10 protein-coding genes and 1 pseudogene are annotated in these 17883 nt (G+C 66.4%); 3 read left to right on the top strand and 8 right to left on the bottom strand.

The features are described from left to right. Positions 1-115 precede the first annotated feature (115 nt). The 3 genes from ACVILH_RS09510 to ACVILH_RS09500 form a co-directional block, all read right to left on the bottom strand. A complete protein-coding gene (locus tag ACVILH_RS09510) occupies positions 116-2071 on the bottom strand; it encodes an acetyl/propionyl/methylcrotonyl-CoA carboxylase subunit alpha (protein WP_456712661.1) in 1956 nt (651 codons plus the stop codon). A 26-nt stretch (positions 2072-2097) separates the two neighbouring features. Continuing rightward, positions 2098-3714: an acyl-CoA carboxylase subunit beta gene (locus ACVILH_RS09505; protein ID WP_456712660.1), complete on the bottom strand. Its 1617-nt coding sequence runs from the start codon at positions 3712-3714 to the stop codon at positions 2098-2100. A gap of 122 nt (positions 3715-3836) precedes the next feature. After that, positions 3837-4703 (bottom strand): 3-keto-5-aminohexanoate cleavage protein, encoded by an 867-nt coding sequence (locus tag ACVILH_RS09500; protein WP_456712659.1) that lies wholly within the window; start codon positions 4701-4703, stop codon positions 3837-3839. A 195-nt stretch (positions 4704-4898) separates the two neighbouring features. Here ACVILH_RS09500 and ACVILH_RS09495 point away from each other — a divergent pair. Then, positions 4899-7478: pseudogene (locus ACVILH_RS09495) on the top strand (cation-translocating P-type ATPase). Here the strand turns inward: ACVILH_RS09495 and ACVILH_RS09490 are convergent. From ACVILH_RS09490 to ACVILH_RS09475, 4 genes are all read right to left on the bottom strand, one after another. After that, positions 7448-8239, bottom strand: a complete 792-nt coding sequence (locus ACVILH_RS09490; RefSeq protein WP_456716918.1) for a helix-turn-helix domain-containing protein — start codon at positions 8237-8239, stop codon at positions 7448-7450. The pseudogene ACVILH_RS09495 and the gene ACVILH_RS09490 sit on opposite strands and share 31 nt — an antisense overlap. A 168-nt stretch (positions 8240-8407) precedes the next feature. Next, entirely contained in the window at positions 8408-9061 is a 654-nt protein-coding gene (locus ACVILH_RS09485; RefSeq protein ID WP_456712658.1) for a glutathione S-transferase family protein, read from the bottom strand. Further along, entirely contained in the window at positions 9061-10230 is a 1170-nt protein-coding gene (locus ACVILH_RS09480) for an acyl-CoA dehydrogenase family protein (RefSeq protein ID WP_456712657.1), read from the bottom strand. Before ACVILH_RS09480 ends, ACVILH_RS09485 begins: the two co-directional genes overlap by 1 nt. Before the next feature lie 177 nt (positions 10231-10407). After that, positions 10408-11547 (bottom strand): acyl-CoA dehydrogenase family protein, encoded by a 1140-nt coding sequence (locus ACVILH_RS09475; protein WP_456712656.1) that lies wholly within the window; start codon positions 11545-11547, stop codon positions 10408-10410. A gap of 289 nt (positions 11548-11836) precedes the next feature. Between ACVILH_RS09475 and ACVILH_RS09470 the strand changes: the two genes are divergently transcribed. Beyond that, positions 11837-13069, top strand: a complete 1233-nt coding sequence (locus tag ACVILH_RS09470; RefSeq protein ID WP_456712655.1) for an ABC transporter substrate-binding protein — start codon at positions 11837-11839, stop codon at positions 13067-13069. Positions 13070-14400: 1331 nt separating this feature from the next. Here the strand turns inward: ACVILH_RS09470 and ACVILH_RS09465 are convergent. Further along, complete coding sequence (locus ACVILH_RS09465; RefSeq protein ID WP_456712654.1) at positions 14401-15171, bottom strand: helix-turn-helix domain-containing protein; 771 nt, start codon at positions 15169-15171, stop codon at positions 14401-14403. Positions 15172-15371: 200 nt separating this feature from the next. On the opposite strand from ACVILH_RS09465, the gene ACVILH_RS09460 reads away from it, so the two are divergent. Further along, on the top strand, positions 15372-17639 hold the full coding sequence (locus ACVILH_RS09460) for a marine proteobacterial sortase target protein (protein ID WP_456712653.1): 2268 nt from the start codon (positions 15372-15374) through the stop codon (positions 17637-17639). Positions 17640-17883 lie beyond the last annotated feature (244 nt).

The raw sequence follows: 17883 nt of genomic DNA, 5'->3' as shown, positions 1-17883 counted from the left end.
CTCCCTCTCCCCGTTCTTCACGGGGAGAGGGTCGGGGTGAGGGGCAGCCGCACGGGCGGTCTATGTAAAAGCCCAGCAACCTCGCGCGAGGACGACGCGAGGCTCCGCCCATCGATCACCCCACAATCTCCACCACGATCCGTCCCGTCATCACCTGGTCACCCTCGGCGACCTCGATCGCGCTCACGGTGCCGGCCAGGCCGGCGGTGTGGACATGCTCCATCTTCATCGCTTCCAGCGTCACGACCGCTTGCCCCAGCACGACGCGGTCGCCGGGCTTGACCAGCACCGCAACGACACGGCCGTTCAGGGCGGCGCGCACCTTGCCGTCGCCGCCAGCCACCGCAGTGGACTGCGGCGCCGCCAAGGTGAGATCGCGCAGCGTCAGCGTCTGACCGCGATGGTGCACGCACAGCCGATCGCCGTCGCGCATGAAGCGCGCGCTTTCGGTGACGTCGGCATGGCGGACACGGATCGTATCGCCGGTGAGCGAGACGATCTCACAGCGATGCTCGGAGCCATCACACGTCACGCAATAGCTGCCGTCGCGCTCGCGCAGCAGCTCGCATTCCCTGACCTCGCCGCCGATCTCGAAGCGCAGCGGCGTCGCAAAAGTCGCAGCCACGGAGCGGCCGCCCCGGACCGGATGCGCCAGCGGATGGCTGACCGAGAGCAGCAAGGCGGCAAGCGCCGTGCCGCCCGAGTTGGCAGCCGGCGCATGCAGCTCGTCGCGATGTGCGCGAATGAAAGCCGTGGTTGCCTTGCCCCCGGCAAACGCCGGATGCCGCAGGCAGGACAGCAGGAACGATTGGTTCGTCGTCACGCCCAGCGCGACAGCCTGCTCCAATCCGGTGATGAGCCGTGCGCGCGCTTCCTCGCGGGTCGCACCATGGCTGATCAGCTTGGCGATCATCGAGTCGTAGTAGGGTGGAATCTCCACGCCGGATTCCAGCGCATGCTCGACGCGGATCTGTTCCGGCATCTGCCACAGCGCCATGCGCCCGGACTGCGGCATGAAGTCCTGCGCGGCGTCCTCCGAGCATAGCCGCACCTCGATGGCGTGGCCTGAAAAGCTGATCTGCTCCTGGCGCAGCGGCAGCGGCTCGCCGGCGGCGACGCGGAGCTGCCACTCGACGAGATCGAGCCCCGTCAGCGCCTCCGTCACGGGATGCTCGACCTGCAGCCGCGTGTTCATCTCCATGAAGTAGAATTGACCGTCGCCGTCGAGCAGGAACTCCAAGGTACCGGCGCCTTCGTAAGCGAGCGCTTTCACTGCCTGCACCGCGACCGCGCCCATGCGTGCGCGTAGCTCCGGCCCCACGGCCGGCGACGGCGCCTCCTCGATCAGCTTCTGATGCCGCCGCTGCACCGAGCAGTCGCGCTCGCCGAGATGGACGGCGTTGCCGTGACTATCCCCGAACACCTGGATTTCGATGTGCCGCGGATTCTGAATCGCCTTTTCCAGGATGACGGTGCCGTCGCCAAACGCTGCTGCGGCCTCCGAGCGCGCGCTACGCAGCAGATCGGGAAAGGCGTCCGGATCGCTGACGAGACGCATGCCGCGTCCGCCACCGCCGGCGACCGCCTTGATCATCACGGGGAAGCCGATCCGCCGCGCCTCGCGCAGCATCGCCTCCTCGCTCTCGTCCTCGCCCTGATAGCCGGGAACGCAGGGCACGCCGGCGCACTGCATGATGGCTTTGGCGCCCGCCTTGTTACCCATCGCCTGGATCGCCTCGGGCGATGGTCCGATGAAGACAAGGCCCGCGTCCTTGCAGGCCTGCGCAAAATCCTCGTTCTCGGCGAGGAAGCCGTAGCCGGGATGCACGGCATCAGCGCCGGTCGCCTTGGCCGCGGCGATGATCGCCGGGATGTTCAGGTAGGACTGCGCCGGCGGCGGCGCGCCGATGCGGACGGCCTGGTCGGCGAGCCGCACATGCGGCGCGTCTTGATCCGCGTCGGAATAGATCGCGACCACGCCGTAACCGAGCCGGCGCGCCGTGCGCATCACGCGCAAAGCGATCTCGCCGCGGTTGGCGATCAGCACCTTGTGGAACGGCCGGCGCGACATCCTCTGCTCTCCGCTGATGTCTCCTGTCATGGCCGGGCCACCGAGAACTGCATCCGCTGCGGTTCGCGCGCCTCCGCCTCGCGGCAGATCGAAAGCACCTCCGCCAGCACCGCGCGGGTGTCGCGCGGATCGATGACGCCGTCGTCGAGCACGCGCGCCGAGGTCGCGAACACGTCCATCTGGCTGTCGAACACGCCGATGATCTCAGCCTTCATCGCCTCCAGCTTCTCGCGCTCGACCGGCTTGCCGCGGCGCGCGGCCGCGGCCTCGGTGACGATCGCCATCGTCTCGGCGGCCTGCTCGCCGCCCATGACGGCGGTCTTGGCGTTCGGCCAGGAGAAGCAGAAGCGCGGATGGAAGCCGCGGCCGCACATGCCGTAATTGCCGGCACCGAACGAGGCGCCGCAATAGATCGTGATCTGCGGCACCATGGCCGAGGTCACCGCCTGGATCATCTTGGAGCCGTGCTTGATCATGCCGGCCTCCTCATAGGCGCGTCCGACCATGTAGCCGGTGGTGTTGTTGAGATAGAGGATCGGCGTGCGGCTCTGGCAGCAGGCTTGGATGAAGTGTGTCGCCTTGTTGGCGCCGGCCGGATCGAGCGGACCATTGTTGGTGACGATGCCGATCGCCTGGCCCTCGATGCGGGCGTGGCCGCAGACCGTGGCCGGGCCGTAGTTCGGCGACATCTCGACGAAGTCGCTGTCGTCGACGATGCGGGCGATGACCTGGCGCATGTCGACGGGCCGCTTGTGATCGAGCGGCATGATGCCGAGCAGCTCCTCCTGGTCGTAGCGCGGCGGCTTCGCCGCTGGCGCCTCGTGCGACGGCCGGTCCCAGTTCAGCTTGCCCATGATCTCCCTGGCGATGCGCAAGGCGTCGCGGTCGTCTTCGGCCAGGTAGTCGCCGAGGCCGGAGATCGAGGTGTGCATCTCGGCGCCGCCGAGCTCCTCCTCGGTCGCGATCTCGCCGGTCGCGGCCTTCAAAAGCGGCGGCCCAGCGAGGAACGCGCGGGTGCGGCCGCGCACCATGACGATGTAGTCGGACAGGCCGGTCTGATAGGCGCCGCCCGCGGTCGAGGAGCCGTGCGTGACGGTGACGACGGGGAGGCCCGCCGCCGACAGCCGCGCCAGATTGCGAAAGATGTTGCCGCCACGAACAAAATCCTCGACGCGGTAGCGCAACAGGTTGGCGCCGGCGCTCTCGACCAGTTGCACGTAAGGCAGCTTGTTCTCCAGCGCCAGCTCCTGCACGCGCAGGGTCTTGTCCAGGCCATAGGGCTGCAGCGCGCCGGCATCGATCGCCGCATCATTCGCCGAAACCATACAGCGCACGCCCGAGACGAAGCCGATGCCGGCGATGAGGCCGCCGCCCGGCACGCTCTTGGCGGCATCAGGCGTATCGATCATGTAGCCGGCGAGCGTCGATAGCTCCAGGAACGGCGCACCGGGATCGAGCACCAGCGCCACGCGCTCGCGCGGCAGCAACTGGCCGCGCTGATGGAAGCGGTCCTTGGCCGCCGCCGACGCATTGCGCGTCCGCGCCTCGAGATCGCGCATCCGCGCAATCAGCCCGAGCATGCCGTCGCGGTTGGATTGGAAGGCGGCGCCGGTGGGAGAGATGGTGTTGTCGATGATGGCCATGCTTTGTCGTGCGAATATCTCTGACAAACGACGCCGTCATTGCGAGGAGCGTAGCGACGAAGCAATCCAGACTTTCTGTTTGGTCCCTGATTGCGTCGCTTCGCTCGCAATGACGGCAGAGCTCAGTTGACAGTTCCGAAGATCTGCCGCGCCTCCGCGGGGCTCGCGATCTCGCGGCCCGCGCGCCGCGCGCAGCCGGCGATCGCCTCGATCAGTTGCCCATTCGAGGTGACCTTGGTGCCGTCGCCGAGATAGAACGTATCCTCCAGCCCAGTCCGCAGATGACCGCCGAGCTCGGCGCAGCGCTGGTGCAGCGGCCAGATCTCGGCGCGGCCGATGGCCGTCACCTGCCAATGCGCCTCGGGCAGTTTCAATTTGAGCAGGATCGGCAGCAGCTCGGGATCCGCGGGCATGCCCGAGGCCACGCCCATGACAAAATTGTATTCGAGTGGCCCGCTATACATACCAGTCTGGCGATACATGCCGACGCAGCGCACGATGCCGACGTCGAAGCATTCGAACTCCGGGATCGTTCTCACGTCCTTCATGACGGCGAGATAGTCGCCGATCTTCTCGACCGAGTTGTCGAACATCATCGGCGGCCACGCCCAGCTATTGTCGGCCTTGACCTTCAAATAGTTCAGCGAGCCGGCATTGCAGGCTGCGATCTCCGGCCGCGTCTCCCGGATGCAATCGAGCGCGCCCTGATAGTTCGGCCCCGAGACGCCGGAGGTGTGATTGATGATCACGCCGGGACAGGCCTCGCGGATCGCCTGCTGGATCTCGCGCGAAACGTTCACCTCCCACGAGGGAAGATGGCCCTTGCCCGGCGCCTGCTGGCGCAGATGGATGTGCATGATTGCAGCACCGGCGTCATAGGCACGCCGCGCCTCGCGCGCCATCTCCTCGGGCGTGACCGGCACGTTGTGCTGCCTGGGATCGGTGAGCACGCCGTTCAGCGCGCAGGTGATGACGGCTTTGTTGCTCATTCTTGCACTCGTTCTATGAAGCTTGCGCGCAAGCAGCGCGGTGCAGATCTCAGCCCATATGAGGATGTCGCGGCGCGATCTGCTTGCGTTGACTCGCTGGTTGGAACGGCGGTTTCCCGTTATTGCTTTGCATCAAGCCTGCGACCTGCCATGGACGCTAAGCGGTTCCTGTCCGTCCTCATGACCGAGCGTGCAATGCTGATCGATCCACAACCGGCGCCAACTTCTCCGCATGGGCTGAGTGCCGCCGAGGCCGCGCGACGGCTGCAGGCGGAGGGATTCAACGAGCTGCCGCAAGCCGGTGCGCGCTCGATCATCCGGCTGATCGCGGACGTGCTGAAGGAACCGATGCTGCTCCTGCTGCTCGCGGGCGCCGGCATCTATCTCGCGCTCGGCGATACGGCCGAGGCTTTGCTGCTCGGTGTATTCGCCTCGGCCTCGGTCCTCATCACCATCGTGCAGGAGGCGCGCACCGAGCGCGTGCTGGACTCGCTCCGCGATCTCTCCAGCCCGCGCGCGCTCGTCATCCGCGACGGCCAGCGCGTCCGCATCGCCGGCCGCGAGGTGGCGCGCGGCGATCTGATCGTGCTGGCCGAAGGTGATCGCGTTGCAGCGGATGCGGTGCTGCGGCAATGCGACGATCTGCTGACGGATGAATCGCTGCTCTCAGGCGAGTCCGTGCCGGTGCGCAAGCGGCCGGCCATTGATGGGGCGATGGACCCGGCCGTTGCGGCCGGCGGCGACGATTAGCCGTTCGTGTTCTCCGGGAGCCTCGTCGTGCGCGGCGGCGGCATCGCCGAAGTGATGGCGACGGGACCGCGCACGGCGATCGGCCGGATCGGCCAATCAGTCAGCACGCTGGAGACCGAGACGCCCCGCCTCCGCCAGCAGACGCGGCGTCTGGTGAGGGCGTTCGCGATCGGCGGCGCCGTCGTGGTGGCGATCACGGTCGTGCTCTATGCGCTGTATCGCGGCGGCTGGCTCGAAGGCCTCCTCGCCGGCATCGCGCTGGGCATGTCGATGCTGCCCGAGGAATTCCCGGTCGTGCTGACGGTGTTTCTGGCGATGGGCGCCTGGCGCATCTCGCAAGCGCGCGTGCTGACGCGGCGGGCTGCGGCGATCGAATCGCTCGGCGCGGCGACCGTGCTGTGCACCGACAAGACCGGCACCCTGACGCAGAACCGCATGATGGTGGCGCGGCTGCTTCGCGCCGATGGCGCGGTGCTGCAGCCGGCGACGGCATCGCCCGAGGCCGTCACAGCGGATTTCCGCGATCTCGTTGCGACCGCCGTGCTGGCCTGCGACCCGCAGTCGCATGACCCGATGGAGACGGCGCTGCAAGCGCTCGATCCACATGCGACCACAGGTGCAATCTTGCAGCGCCGCTACGGCCTGCGTCCAGATCTGCTCGCGATGACCAATGTCTGGTCGCGCGATGGCAACAGCGTCGTCGCGGCCAAGGGCGCACCGGAAGCGATCGCTAAGCTGTGCGGCCTCGACGGAGCCGAGCTTGCCACGCTGCAAGCGCGCGTCGAAATGCTCGCCGCCGAGGGCCTGCGCGTGCTCGGTGTCGCCGAGGCGCGCTGGAGCGGCGGCGCGCTGCCCGAGACGCAGCAGGGCTTTGCGTTCAGCTTCTGCGGCCTCGTCGGCTTCGCCGATCCGCTGCGGGCCGAGGTGCCGGGCGCGGTCGCCGAATGCCGCTCCGCCGGCATCCGCATCCTCATGATCACCGGCGACTATCCGGCCACGGCGGCGGCGATCGCGCGGCAGGCCGGGCTCGATCCCGAACGCGTCATCACCGGCCCTGAGCTGTCAGATCTCGACGACGACGCCCTGGCGCAAGCGGCACGCACGCCGACGGCGTTCGCGCGCATCATGCCGGAGCAGAAGCTGCGCATCGTCTCCGCGCTCAAGGCCGACGGCGAGATCGTCGCGATGACCGGCGACGGCGTCAACGACGCGCCATCCTTGAAGGCGGCGCATATCGGCATCGCGATGGGCGGCCGCGGCACCGACGTGGCGCGCGAGGCCGCCGCGATCGTCCTGCTCGACGATGATTTCGGCTCGATCGTGAAGGCGATCCGGCTGGGACGGCGGATCTACGACAATCTGCGCAAGGCGATGAGCTTCATCCTCGCGGTGCATTTCCCGATCGCGGGGCTTGCGCTGCTGCCGCTCGTTACCGGCCTGCCGCTGCTCCTCGGCCCCATTCACATCGCCTTCCTGGAGATGATCATCGATCCCGTCTGCTCGCTGGTGTTCGAGGCGGAGACCGAGGAGAACGACATCATGCGGCGGCGGCCGCGCGATCCCCAGGAAGCGCTGCTGCCGCGCCCGCTGGTGCTATGGGGCGCGCTGCAGGGCCTGCTCGCCGTGATCACAACGGGCGGCGTGCTGCTGCTCGCGCACCGCAGAGGCATGCCCGACGACGAGCTGCGCGCGCTGGTGTTCTTCACCCTGGTGTCGGTGATCGTCAGCCTGATCTTCGTCAACCGCTCGTTCTCGAGCTCGCTACGCGACGCGCTGCTGCGGCCGAATCGGATGCTGCTGCTGGTGATCGCTGTTGTCATCGCCGTGCTCGCGACCAGCCTGACGGTGCCGCCGGTGGCGGCGCTGTTCAAGTTCGGGCCGTTGCATGCGGACGACCTCGCGCTGACCGCGGCGGCCGCCCTCGCGACGCTGATCGTGCTGGAGCTGTCGAAATTCCCGCTGCGCGCCGCGCTGACGCGGCGCGCCAGGGCCGATCAGGTCAACGCCACCTCGCCGGCGCGATAGATCGCGAGATCGCGCGAGCCGGAGAAGATCGCGCGCGGCTTCAGACCGTAGAAGCGGCGGATCGAATGGCTGAAATGCGTGGAATCGGGATAGCCGATGTCCTGCGCGAGATGCGCCAGGTTGAGATCCTGGTTGGCGTAGTTGAGCAGATGCCGCGCGCGCTTCCAGGCGCGGAACGAGCGGAAGGAGATGTCGGTCTCCTCCTTGAACAGATGCAGGAAGCGCGACGTCGACAGGCCCACCGCGGCGGCGCAGCTCTCGGCGGTGGCCGGCTCGCCCGAGAAGCGGTTGATCAGGCCGATCGCCTTGACCACGCGCGGATCGAGCGTTCGCTGCGGCAGCACCTCGCCGAAGCAGAGCCGGTCGAACACGGCGCTGGTGACGTCGCCGGATAGCGGCCGCTGCACCAGCTCCTCATAGGCGGCGCGGATGCGGCAGGCATAGGCCTCGGCCTCGCGCGCGACCTTGGCGGCGAAGCGATCGAGCGTGCCGATCGGCACGCTCTCCGGCTCCATCGTGACGACGATGACGGTGCGATAATCGCTCTCGATGGTGTGCTGCTTGTTCGGCGGCACGACCAGAAGCTCGCCGCGGCGCTCCTCGCCGCCGTCGGGCAGCAGCCTGAGGCTGCCGGTGAGCGCGACATAGATATGGAACGCGCCCGAGCAGCGCTGACGCGGGCGACCGAGCAGCCCGGCGTAGAAGACGCGCTCGGGCGTGATCAGCATGAGATGGCCGGAGTCCCGGCGCGGCAAATCCATGGTCTTCACATCCATGGTCTTCCTCCTGAGGCGCGGCTCTGTCGGCCGCTTCTTTGGAAGAGAACCATAGCGCAATTCGCGCCGCTGTCATCGGCGATGACTGCCGATTTTTGTCGCGGTTAACTCTACGCTCTCCGAGATGCATCGCCTCAGAATGACGTGCGCAACTCACGGCCTGACGCGCGGCTTGATGCCCTGCTCCACACCGGCGCGCTGCTCGGCGGTGCGCGCCCTGAGGTAGCCATCGCGCTGCTGCAGCCGCGCCCAATAGGCCGCGACGTTCGGCCCGAATTCCTTGGAGAGCCCGAGCGTGTCGGCAAGCCGCAACGCGTAGCCGATCACGATGTCGGCTGCGGTGAAACGGCCGCACAGAAACTCGGCATTCCCGGTCGCTGCCTCCACCGCGCGCAACCGGCCCAGAAACCATTTGGCATAGTCGGTGGCGACCTGCGCTGAGCGCCGCTCCTCAGGCTCGAGCTGCGTGTATCGCAATACCAGCGTCTGCGGGAACGTCAGCGTCGCATCCGAGAAATACATCCAGTTCAGGAACGCGCCGTAGCCGGCCTCCTCGGGCCCGACCATCAGCGGCGTCGGGCCGTGCTTGATGCCGAGATAGTGACAGATGCCGGACGACTCCGTCATCTTCGTCTCGCCGTCGATCATAAAAGGAATCGTCCCCAGCGGATTGATCGCGAGATACTCCTTCGCCAGCACCCGCGGCGGGAACGGCAGCATCTTCAACTCGTAGTCAGCTCCAAGCTCCTCCAGCATCCAGAGCGGGCGGAACGAGCGGGCGCCGTCGCAATGATACAGCGTGATCATCAGGCGTTCCCCACTTTGGCCATGCCCGGCAAGGTGCCCATCATCTTGCAGAGGATCGTGAGCATCACCTCATCCGCGCCGCCGCCGATCGAGCTGAGCCGCGAATCACGATAAGCGCGGCTGACCGGCGTCTCGTTCATGAAGCCCATGCCGCCCCAATATTGCAGGCAGGCATCGGTCAGCTCACGCCCGAGCCGCCCGGTCTTCAATTTCACCATGGTCGCGAGCCGCGTCACGTCCTCGCCGGCCACCAGCGCCTCCGCCGCCTGATAGGTCAGCGCGCGCAGCAGCTCGACCTCGGTCTGCAGCTCGGCGAGGCGGAAATGGACGACCTGGTTGTCGAGGATCGAGCGGCCGAAGGCTTTTCGGTTGCGGGTGTACTCGATGGTCGCATTGATGATCGCCTCATGCGCCTTGAGGCAGGCGGCGCCGGCCCACAGCCGCTCCTCCTGGAACTGCATCATCTGGTAGGTGAAGCCCATCCCCTCCTCGCCGACGCGGTTGCGCTTGGGCACCCGGACATTGTCGAAAAAGATCTGCGCCGTGTCGGACGAGCGCATGCCCATCTTGTCGAGCTTGCGCGCGACCTGCACGCCCTTGCTCTTCATCGGCACGCAGATCAGCGACTTGTTGCGATGGACCGGGCCGTCGCTGGTGTTGGCGAGCAGGCAGATGAAATCCGCCTGCGTGCCGTTGGTGATCCACATCTTGCCGCCATTGATGACGTAATCGTTGCCGTCGGCGCGCGCCTGGGTCTTGATCGAGGCGACATCGGAGCCGGCGCCCGGCTCGGAGACGCCGATGCAGGCGACGTAGTCGCCGGAGATCGCCGGCGCCAGAAATTCCCTGCGCACCTCGTCGGAGCCGAACCGTGCCAGCGCCGGCGTCGCCATGTCGGTCTGCACGCCAATCGCCATCGGGATCGCGCCACAATTGATGGCGCCGAGCTCTTCCGCCATCATCAGCGCGTAGGAATAGTCCAGCCCCTGGCCGCCGAACTCGACCGGCTTGTTGAGGCCGAGAAAGCCGAGGTCGCCGAGCTTCTTGAACAGCTCATGCGCCGGAAAGATGCCGGCCTCCTCCCATTCGTCGACATGGGGATTGATCTCGGCGGCAATGAACCTCTGCAGGATGCGGCGCGGTTCGTCGTGATCGGCGGTGAAGAGCATTCGTCCTCGGGCTCCTGTCGTCTCTTTTCTTGACGTCATGGCCGGGCTTGTCCCGGCCATCCACGTCGTCGTTCTGATGTGGCGCACAGCGTGGATGCCCGGGCCTTCGCCGCGCCGAAGGGGCTTCGGCCCCGCAGGCGGGTCAAGCCCGGGCATGACGCGTCGAGAGAGCGCGGCTCACAACCCCATCTGCCGGCTTGCCAGGTCCTTCATGATCTCCTCGGTACCGCCGCCGATGGCATTGACCTTGACCTCGCGATAGATGCGTTCCACGCGCACGCCGCGCATGAATCCCGCGCCGCCAAAGATCTGCACTGCCTCGGAGGCGCAATAGGCCATCGTCTGCGTCGCCTGGTTCTTCATCATGCAGATCTCAGCGACGGGATTATCGCCCTGTTCGAGCCGCCACGCCAGCATCTCGAGCATCGCCTGCGAGGCCGCGACGCGCTGCGCCATGTCGACCAGCTTGTGCCGGATCACCTGGTGCTGGGCGAGCGGCTTGCCGAAGGTCTGGCGCTCTTTCGCATAGGCAATGGCATCGTCGAGGCAGACGCGCGCGAACGCCGTACAGCTCGCGGCCATGCCCATCCGCTCGGAGTTGAAATTGTGCATGATCAGCTTGAAGCCCTGCCCCTCCTCGCCGATCAGGTACTCCACCGGCACGCGGCAGTCGTCGAAGTGCAGGGTTGCCGTATCCGACGCCCACCAGCCCATCTTGTTGAGCTTGGTGCGGATCAATCCCCGCGTGTCGCCGGGGATGAGCAGCAGGCTGACACCGCCGGCGCCGGAGCCGCCGGTGCGCACGGCCACGGTGATGTAGTCCGCGCGCATCCCGGAGGTAATGAACGTCTTCTCGCCGCTGACGACATAATGGTCGCCGTCGCGCACCGCCTTGGTGCGGAGATTGGCCACGTCGGAGCCGCCGCTCGGCTCGGTGATCGCCAGCGCCGAGATCTTTTGCCCTGCGAGAATCTCCGGCAGCACCTTCGCACGCACCTCCGGCCTTGCCGCGCGCGCGATCGGCGGTGCGCCAATGCTGTGGCTCATCAGGCTGGCGCTGACACCGCCGATGCCCGCCCGCGCCAATTCCTGCGAGGCGACGATGTGCATGAACTGGTCCGCGGTGACGCCGCCGAACTCTTCCGGAAAGCCCAGGCCCAGCAGGCCGATCTCCGCCGCCTTGGCATAGAGCGCACGCGGAAACTCGCCGGCCTCGTCCCAGGCGTTGGCGAACGGCGCGATCTCCCGGTCGACGAAGCGCCTGACGACGTCGCGGAAGGCCTCGTGCTCGGCCGTGTAGAACGGGCTTGTCGTCATGGCGTGCCGCGCGACTCCTGCTTCTTGCGTCGACGAAGATGCGCCCGAAGCGATGGTATCAACTTGCGTCGAGTGGCTGGCAGGCAAAATCACGTCCCCGTTCGGCAGACGTCGTCCGTTGCTTTCCGGACCAGCGACTGGACGCAAGACAGTGCATTGCACACATCTGCCCACTCGCCGCCAATGCGCGGCCATCCAAGGCCGCCGCTGTCATCGGCCGGGCAAGCGGCCGAAAACAGGTCGAGGCAAAACGGCAATCACGACAATCAACCAAGAGGAAGCCCAGGGAATGTTGCCGATCACCACCAGGACTCTGCTGTCTTTCGCGGCCGCCGCTGCACTCTCCGTCTTGGCGAGCCACAGCGCGCTCGCGCAGAAGAAATACGACACCGGCGTCACCGACACCGAAATTAGAATCGGCAATGTCGAGGCCTATAGCGGCCCGGCCTCGGCCTACGGCATCATCGGCAAGACCGAGGAAGCCTATTTCAAGATGATCAATGATCAGGGCGGCGTGAATGGCCGCAAGATCAACTTCATCTCCTATGACGACGCCTACAGCCCGCCGAAGACGGTCGAGCAGGTCCGCAAGCTGATCGAGAGCGACGAGGTGTTCCTGGTGTTCAACGCGCTGGGCACGCCGACCCAGACCGCCGTGCAGAAGTACCACAACGCCAAGAAGGTGCCGCAGCTGTTCCTCGCCACCGGCGCCAGCAAGTGGAACGACCCGAAGGAATTCCCGTGGACCATGGGCTTCCAGCCCAGCTACCGCGTCGAGGCGCGGATCTTCGCCAAGTACATCCTGAAGGAGAAGCCGAACGCGAAGATCGCGATCTTCTATGCCAATGACGATTTCGGCAAGGACTACGTCCTCGGCATCAAGGAGGTGCTGGGCGACAAGGCCAAGACGATGATCGTCGCCGAGGAGAGCTACGAGACCTCGGAGCCGTCGATCGATGCCCACATCGTCAAGCTCAAGGGCACCGGCGCCGACGTGTTCGTCAACATCGCCACCCCGAAATTCGCAGCGCAGGCGATCAAGAAGATCGCCGAACTCGACTGGAAGCCGATGCATGTGATGACCGACGTCTCGATCTCGATCGGCGCGGTGATGAAGCCGGCCGGCCTCGAGGCCTCCGAGGGCGTGCTGTCCGCCGGCTATCTCAAGGACCCGTCCGATCCGCAGTGGAAGGATGACGAGGGCATGAAGAAGTTCATGGCGTTCATCGACAAGTACATGCCCGGCGCCAACATCTCCGACGCCAACCTCGCCTATGGCTACGCCGCGGCGCAGACCATGGTGCAGACCCTGAAGCAGTGCGGCGACAATCTCACCCGCGAGAACGTCATGAAGCAGGCCGCCAGCCTGAAGGATTTCGCGCCTGACACCCTGATCCCCGGCATCAAGGTCAACACCGGCCCGAACGACTTCGCCCCCATCGAGCAGCTCAAGATGATGCAGTTCAAGGGCGGCAAGTGGGACCTGTTCGGGGACATCATCAGCGCTGACGTCGGGGGGTAGGTGGCGGCGGACCTCCTGATATCCAAGCTTCAGGGCAACCTGCTGGCGAATGAAGCACTCCGAAGCTCCGAAGGCGCTGCGCTCCCTCTCCCCGTTCTTCACGGGGAGAGGGTCGGGGTGAGGGGCAGCCGCACGGGAAGTCTGAGTTGTGAGAATGCGAAAATGGGGCAGGCTGCATTTGCAAGATGCCACTAATAGCGGAAATTCCGCATGCACCGCCCTTTTGGCTACCCCTCACCCCACCCTCTCCCCGTGAAGAACGGGGAGAGGGAGCAGACTGCCGACGCGGCCCCAGGTCTCATCCTAACGATAATTCTGAAACCGAAAATAATCCTTGCGTTTTTACCGAAATCATGATCATATTCCCGCATCCCGCCTCACCGCAGAGGGCGTTGCGCGCGATCGTCACGACACGCGAGGTGGGGATGCGATGGCCGTGGTGGTGCCGCAGCGTGTCCTTGGGATGCGCGGACGAACGGCAGCCCCGCGGACGTGAAGTCGCAGCGTCCTGATACCCCGAAGCTGGTATCACCCGCGCAATGCGCGAGCATTGTCGCGGCATGGTGGCCAACAAGCCGGCGCGCCAGGGAGACTGCGCATAAGCGTTCCACCCATCGCGCAGGGAATGCCGGAATGTCGGCTGCACCTGTGGTACCTGCCGCCTGCATTTTTTTTGCAGGCGGGCCATGGGTGAGGCCCTCACCCGGCATTCCCTGCGCCCTCTGCCTATTTGCGAGGGACGAACCGATGGCAGGCCTCGGGCGAGTTTCGCCGCGAGAACGCGCTGATACGTCCTTCGTCCATTGTCTGCTGATTGATCCAGTCTGCCGTTGAGACGTTCGGCTGTTTGAACGTCATGCTGTTTGAGCCCGTGAATCCGCCACACCGTCGCTGTCGTCCCGGACAAGCCGTGACGCGCGCGAGCGCGGCACGGCGCCGATCCGGGACCCATACGCCGCGGCGGTGGTGATGTGGCGCGAAACGCCAATGACCAGCGTGCCTCAAACGGCTCCCTGGGGGTATGGGTCCCGGCGTTCGCCGGACGACAGCGGAGGCTGTTGAGGCGCCGCGTGCTAAGCGACGAACTGCGCAATACAGTGCCCTCTCCCCTTGTGGGAGAGGGCATCTCAGGCGCATCCACGAGTTCGGTTGGGTGAGGGGTCTCTCTCCGCGAACGTCGCACGCGGAGACATACCCCTCACCCGACCGAGACTGCCGCACTGTCCTACATGCCCTCTCCCACAAGGGGAGAGGGCGCACATTCACGAACGGCGCATCGCCTTGCAAAAGCCGTTCGATTGCGTGTCGCACCATTCTACAATCCACCGAAATCACGGCACGCCCTGCACGAACAGCGCGAACGGCTCCTCCACCGTCTTGCGCAGGTGCTCGCGATACAACTGATAGTTCGTGTCATCCGTCCCAAGCCGTCCAAAGCTCGGCTCCACCACGTTCCGCAGCGGCAGCAGCGCGATCGGCGCGGCGATCGGGGTCAGCAGCGAGCCGCGGCCGGCGAGCAAGGTCGTGATGATGCCGTACATCTCGCCGGTGATGGTCGGGCGCGACACCGTGATCAGGCGGTGCTGGCCGTGGCGGTTGGTGACGAGGTAGACGAAGCCCGACTGGTTGGGCACGGCGACCTCGCCGAATTGCGAGAAGGCGGCATCGAGCCGCGCGCCCTCGCGAAACACCAGCGACGAGGCGGCATCGTCCCAGACGATGTCGGTGCGATAGGCATAGATCGCGTCCTTGTCGCCGAACGACGGCCGCAAGGTCACATAGGTGCCCTCGATCCATTCGACCGCGCGGCGCGAATAGGAGCCGAGGCTGTCCGGCGCGATGCCGCCTCTCGTGGCCGGCGCCGCCGCCGGCATATTCGGCGCCTTGCGCAGGGAGATCCCGAGTGCCTGCTCCAGCCGGACGATGGTGGCGAGCGTGAATGGGCGCCGGCCGCCGAGCGCCTTCTCCAGGGTCGACAGGCTCAGCTTGGCCTGCTCAGCCAGTGCCTGCCGCGACATCCGCCGCCGCGCGATCTCCTCGCGGACCGCCTCCGCCACCTGCCGGCTCTGCTCGTCCGAGAGTTCGTTGTCCGGGTTCGACATCCTGTCCCCTGCCGCGTGGCGCAGACCTCTTCTAGCAGACGGACAAAACAGCACAAACCCGGACAGATCAGCCGCCAACTCGCGCACCACCGGACGTAGCCGGGCGGCCGATGGCCGAACAAGACCGACCATTCCGCTCGCGGCGATCGCGGCGCCCGCTCAATCTCAGCCTGCCCATTCTGTTCGTTGCGGAGCCTCCGATGAGTCACACGTTCGACACCGACATCCGCAGCAGCCGTCATCCGGTCCGGTCCTGGATCGTGACCATGCTGCTGTTCCTGCTGCTGCAAGCCGCCGCCGTGGCGCTGGTCGGCTTCACCGCGCTGTTTCTCAGCATCACCCCTGGCTGGTCGGCCGAGGGCCCGCTGGCGCCGCTGACCAAGCCGGCCGACGCGCGCTCCGGCGCGCTGCTGTTCAAGAGCGATGGCGGCTACACGGAAGCGCCGCGGCTCGGCATCGACGTCGACATCGTGGTGTCAGGGCCGACGGCGCGGGCGCGCGTGACGCAACTCTTCAAGAACACCAGCTCGCAATGGCTGGAAGCCGTCTACGTCTACCCGCTGCCGCATGACAGCGCGGTCGACAGCTTGAAGATGATCGTCGGCGATCGCGTCGTGGTCGGCGACATCAAGCCGCGCCAGGAGGCCAAGGTGATCTATGAGCAGGCCAAGCGCGACGGCAAGACGGCGACACTCACCGAGCAGGAGCGGCCGAACATCTTCACCAACTCGCTCGCCAATATCGGCCCCGGCGAAACCGTGCTGGTGCAGATCGAATATCAGCAGCCGGTGGCGCAGGCCGCTGGCGAATTCTCGCTGCGGGTGCCGCTCGTCGTGGCGCCGCGCTACAATCCCAAGCCGATCGTTCAGAGCGTCGATCTCCGCCCGGACAGCAACGGCTGGGGCGCAGCGAGCAATGATCCGGTGCCGGACCGCGACCGCATCTCGCCCGAAGTGCTCGACCCCGCGAAGGATGCTCCGGTCAATCCGACCCGCATCACCGTGCGGCTGCAGGCGGGCTTTGCGCTGGGCGAGGTCAAGAGCCACCATCACCAGGTGACGGTCGACAGCCCTGACGCGAAAACGCGTGTCGTGACGCTGGCAGAAGGCGTGGTGCCCGCCGATCGCGATTTCGAGCTGACCTGGAAGCCGGCGTCGGAGAAGCTGCCGTCGGTCGGGCTGTTCCACGAGCAGGTTGGCGATGCCGACTATCTGCTCGCCTTCGTCACGCCGCCCGCGGTGGCCGCCACCACGCAGCGCCCGCAGCCGCGCGACGTCATCTTCGTGATCGACAATTCCGGCTCGATGGGCGGCACCTCGATCCGCCAGGCCAAGGCCAGCCTGCTCTATGCGCTCGGACGGCTGCAGCCCGGCGACCGCTTCAACGTGATCCGCTTCGACGACACGATGACCGTGCTGTTTCCATCCTCGGTGCCGGCCGATGCCGAGCATGTCGGCAACGCCACCAGCTTCGTTGGTGCGCTGGAAGCGCGCGGCGGCACCGAGATGGTGCCGGCGATGCGCGCGGCGCTCACCGACGATGGCCGCGACAGCGACCGCGTCCGCCAGGTGGTGTTCCTGACCGACGGCGCGATCGGCAACGAGCAGCAGCTGTTCGAGACCATCACCGCAATGCGCGGACGCTCGCGCATCTTCATGGTCGGCATCGGCTCGGCGCCGAACACCTATCTGATGAGCCGCGCCGCCGAGCTCGGCCGCGGTGCCTTCACCCATATTGGCTCGGTCGAGCAGGTCGAGGAGCGCATGCGCGATCTGTTCGCCAAGCTGGAGAACCCGGTGGTGACGGGGCTCAGCGCCAGCTTCTCGGAAGCCTCCGCCGATCTCACGCCGGCCGTGCTGCCCGACGTCTATCGCAACGAGCCGCTGGTGCTCGCCGCGAAGATCGACCGCCTCGCCGGATCGCTGCAGCTGAAGGGCCACATCGGCGACCAGCCCTGGACCATCACGCTGCCGCTGTCGGGCGCCGCCGAAGGCAAGGGTCTCTCAAAACTGTGGGCGCGGCGCAAGATCGGCGATGCCGAGGTGGCGAAGACGATGCGGCAGATGACGCCGGAGGAAGCCGACGGCGCGATCCTCAAGCTGGCGCTGGAGCATCAGCTGGTGACCCGCCTGACCAGCCTCATAGCCGTCGACAAAACGCCGCGCCGCCCCGACGGCGAGCCGCTGCGGATGGCCGAGCTGCCGATCAACCTGCCGGCTGGCTGGGACTTCGAGAAGGTGTTCGGCGAGCGCGGCCGCCCGCCGGCAATGCAGAAGGACCGCCGTGCCGAGGGCGATGGCGACGTGCAGCTCGCCGCGCTGAAGCGCCCGGTGGTGCCGGTAACGCCTGCGACGATCACGCTGCCGAAGACGGCCACCGATGCCGAGCTCAGCATGCTGCTCGGGCTTGGTGTGCTGATGCTCGAACTAATCTGGCTCGTCGCGATCCGGCGACGAGCTGCCAACTGATGGACTTCGTCATGCGAATACGAGAAGTCGACGAACTATTGTTCGCTAGTCCCTCCGAGCTTGCTCGGTTCTTACCTCTCCCCGCGTGCGGGGAGAGGTCGGATTGCATCGAAGATGCAATCCGGGTGAGGGGGGCTCTCCGCACGGTCGGTGGGTGTGGCTGCCCCTCACCCCAACCCTCTCCCCGTGAAGAACGGGGAGAGGGAGCTCACCGTCGTCTCGGTACGTGCTTCGTTCCTTGAAA

The organism is Bradyrhizobium sp. USDA 4353 (assembly GCF_054063215.1).
Note: the sequence above shows the minus strand (reverse complement) of the source record. Positions and strands in the feature narration are given on the sequence as shown.

What these genes read in the sequence shown, in the direction of transcription:
- ACVILH_RS09465 (WP_456712654.1), bottom strand. Translation starts at nt 15,171, where the DNA reads ATGTCGAACCCGGACAACGAACTCTCGGACGAGCAGAGCCGGCAGGTG.
- ACVILH_RS09475 (WP_456712656.1), bottom strand. Translation starts at nt 11,547, where the DNA reads ATGACGACAAGCCCGTTCTACACGGCCGAGCACGAGGCCTTCCGCGAC.
- ACVILH_RS09460 (WP_456712653.1), top strand. Translation starts at nt 15,372, where the DNA reads ATGAGTCACACGTTCGACACCGACATCCGCAGCAGCCGTCATCCGGTC.
- ACVILH_RS09510 (WP_456712661.1), bottom strand. Translation starts at nt 2,071, where the DNA reads ATGTCGCGCCGGCCGTTCCACAAGGTGCTGATCGCCAACCGCGGCGAG.
- ACVILH_RS09505 (WP_456712660.1), bottom strand. Translation starts at nt 3,714, where the DNA reads ATGGCCATCATCGACAACACCATCTCTCCCACCGGCGCCGCCTTCCAA.
- ACVILH_RS09470 (WP_456712655.1), top strand. Translation starts at nt 11,837, where the DNA reads ATGTTGCCGATCACCACCAGGACTCTGCTGTCTTTCGCGGCCGCCGCT.
- ACVILH_RS09500 (WP_456712659.1), bottom strand. Translation starts at nt 4,703, where the DNA reads ATGAGCAACAAAGCCGTCATCACCTGCGCGCTGAACGGCGTGCTCACC.
- ACVILH_RS09480 (WP_456712657.1), bottom strand. Translation starts at nt 10,230, where the DNA reads ATGCTCTTCACCGCCGATCACGACGAACCGCGCCGCATCCTGCAGAGG.
- ACVILH_RS09490 (WP_456716918.1), bottom strand. Translation starts at nt 8,239, where the DNA reads ATGGATTTGCCGCGCCGGGACTCCGGCCATCTCATGCTGATCACGCCC.
- ACVILH_RS09485 (WP_456712658.1), bottom strand. Translation starts at nt 9,061, where the DNA reads ATGATCACGCTGTATCATTGCGACGGCGCCCGCTCGTTCCGCCCGCTC.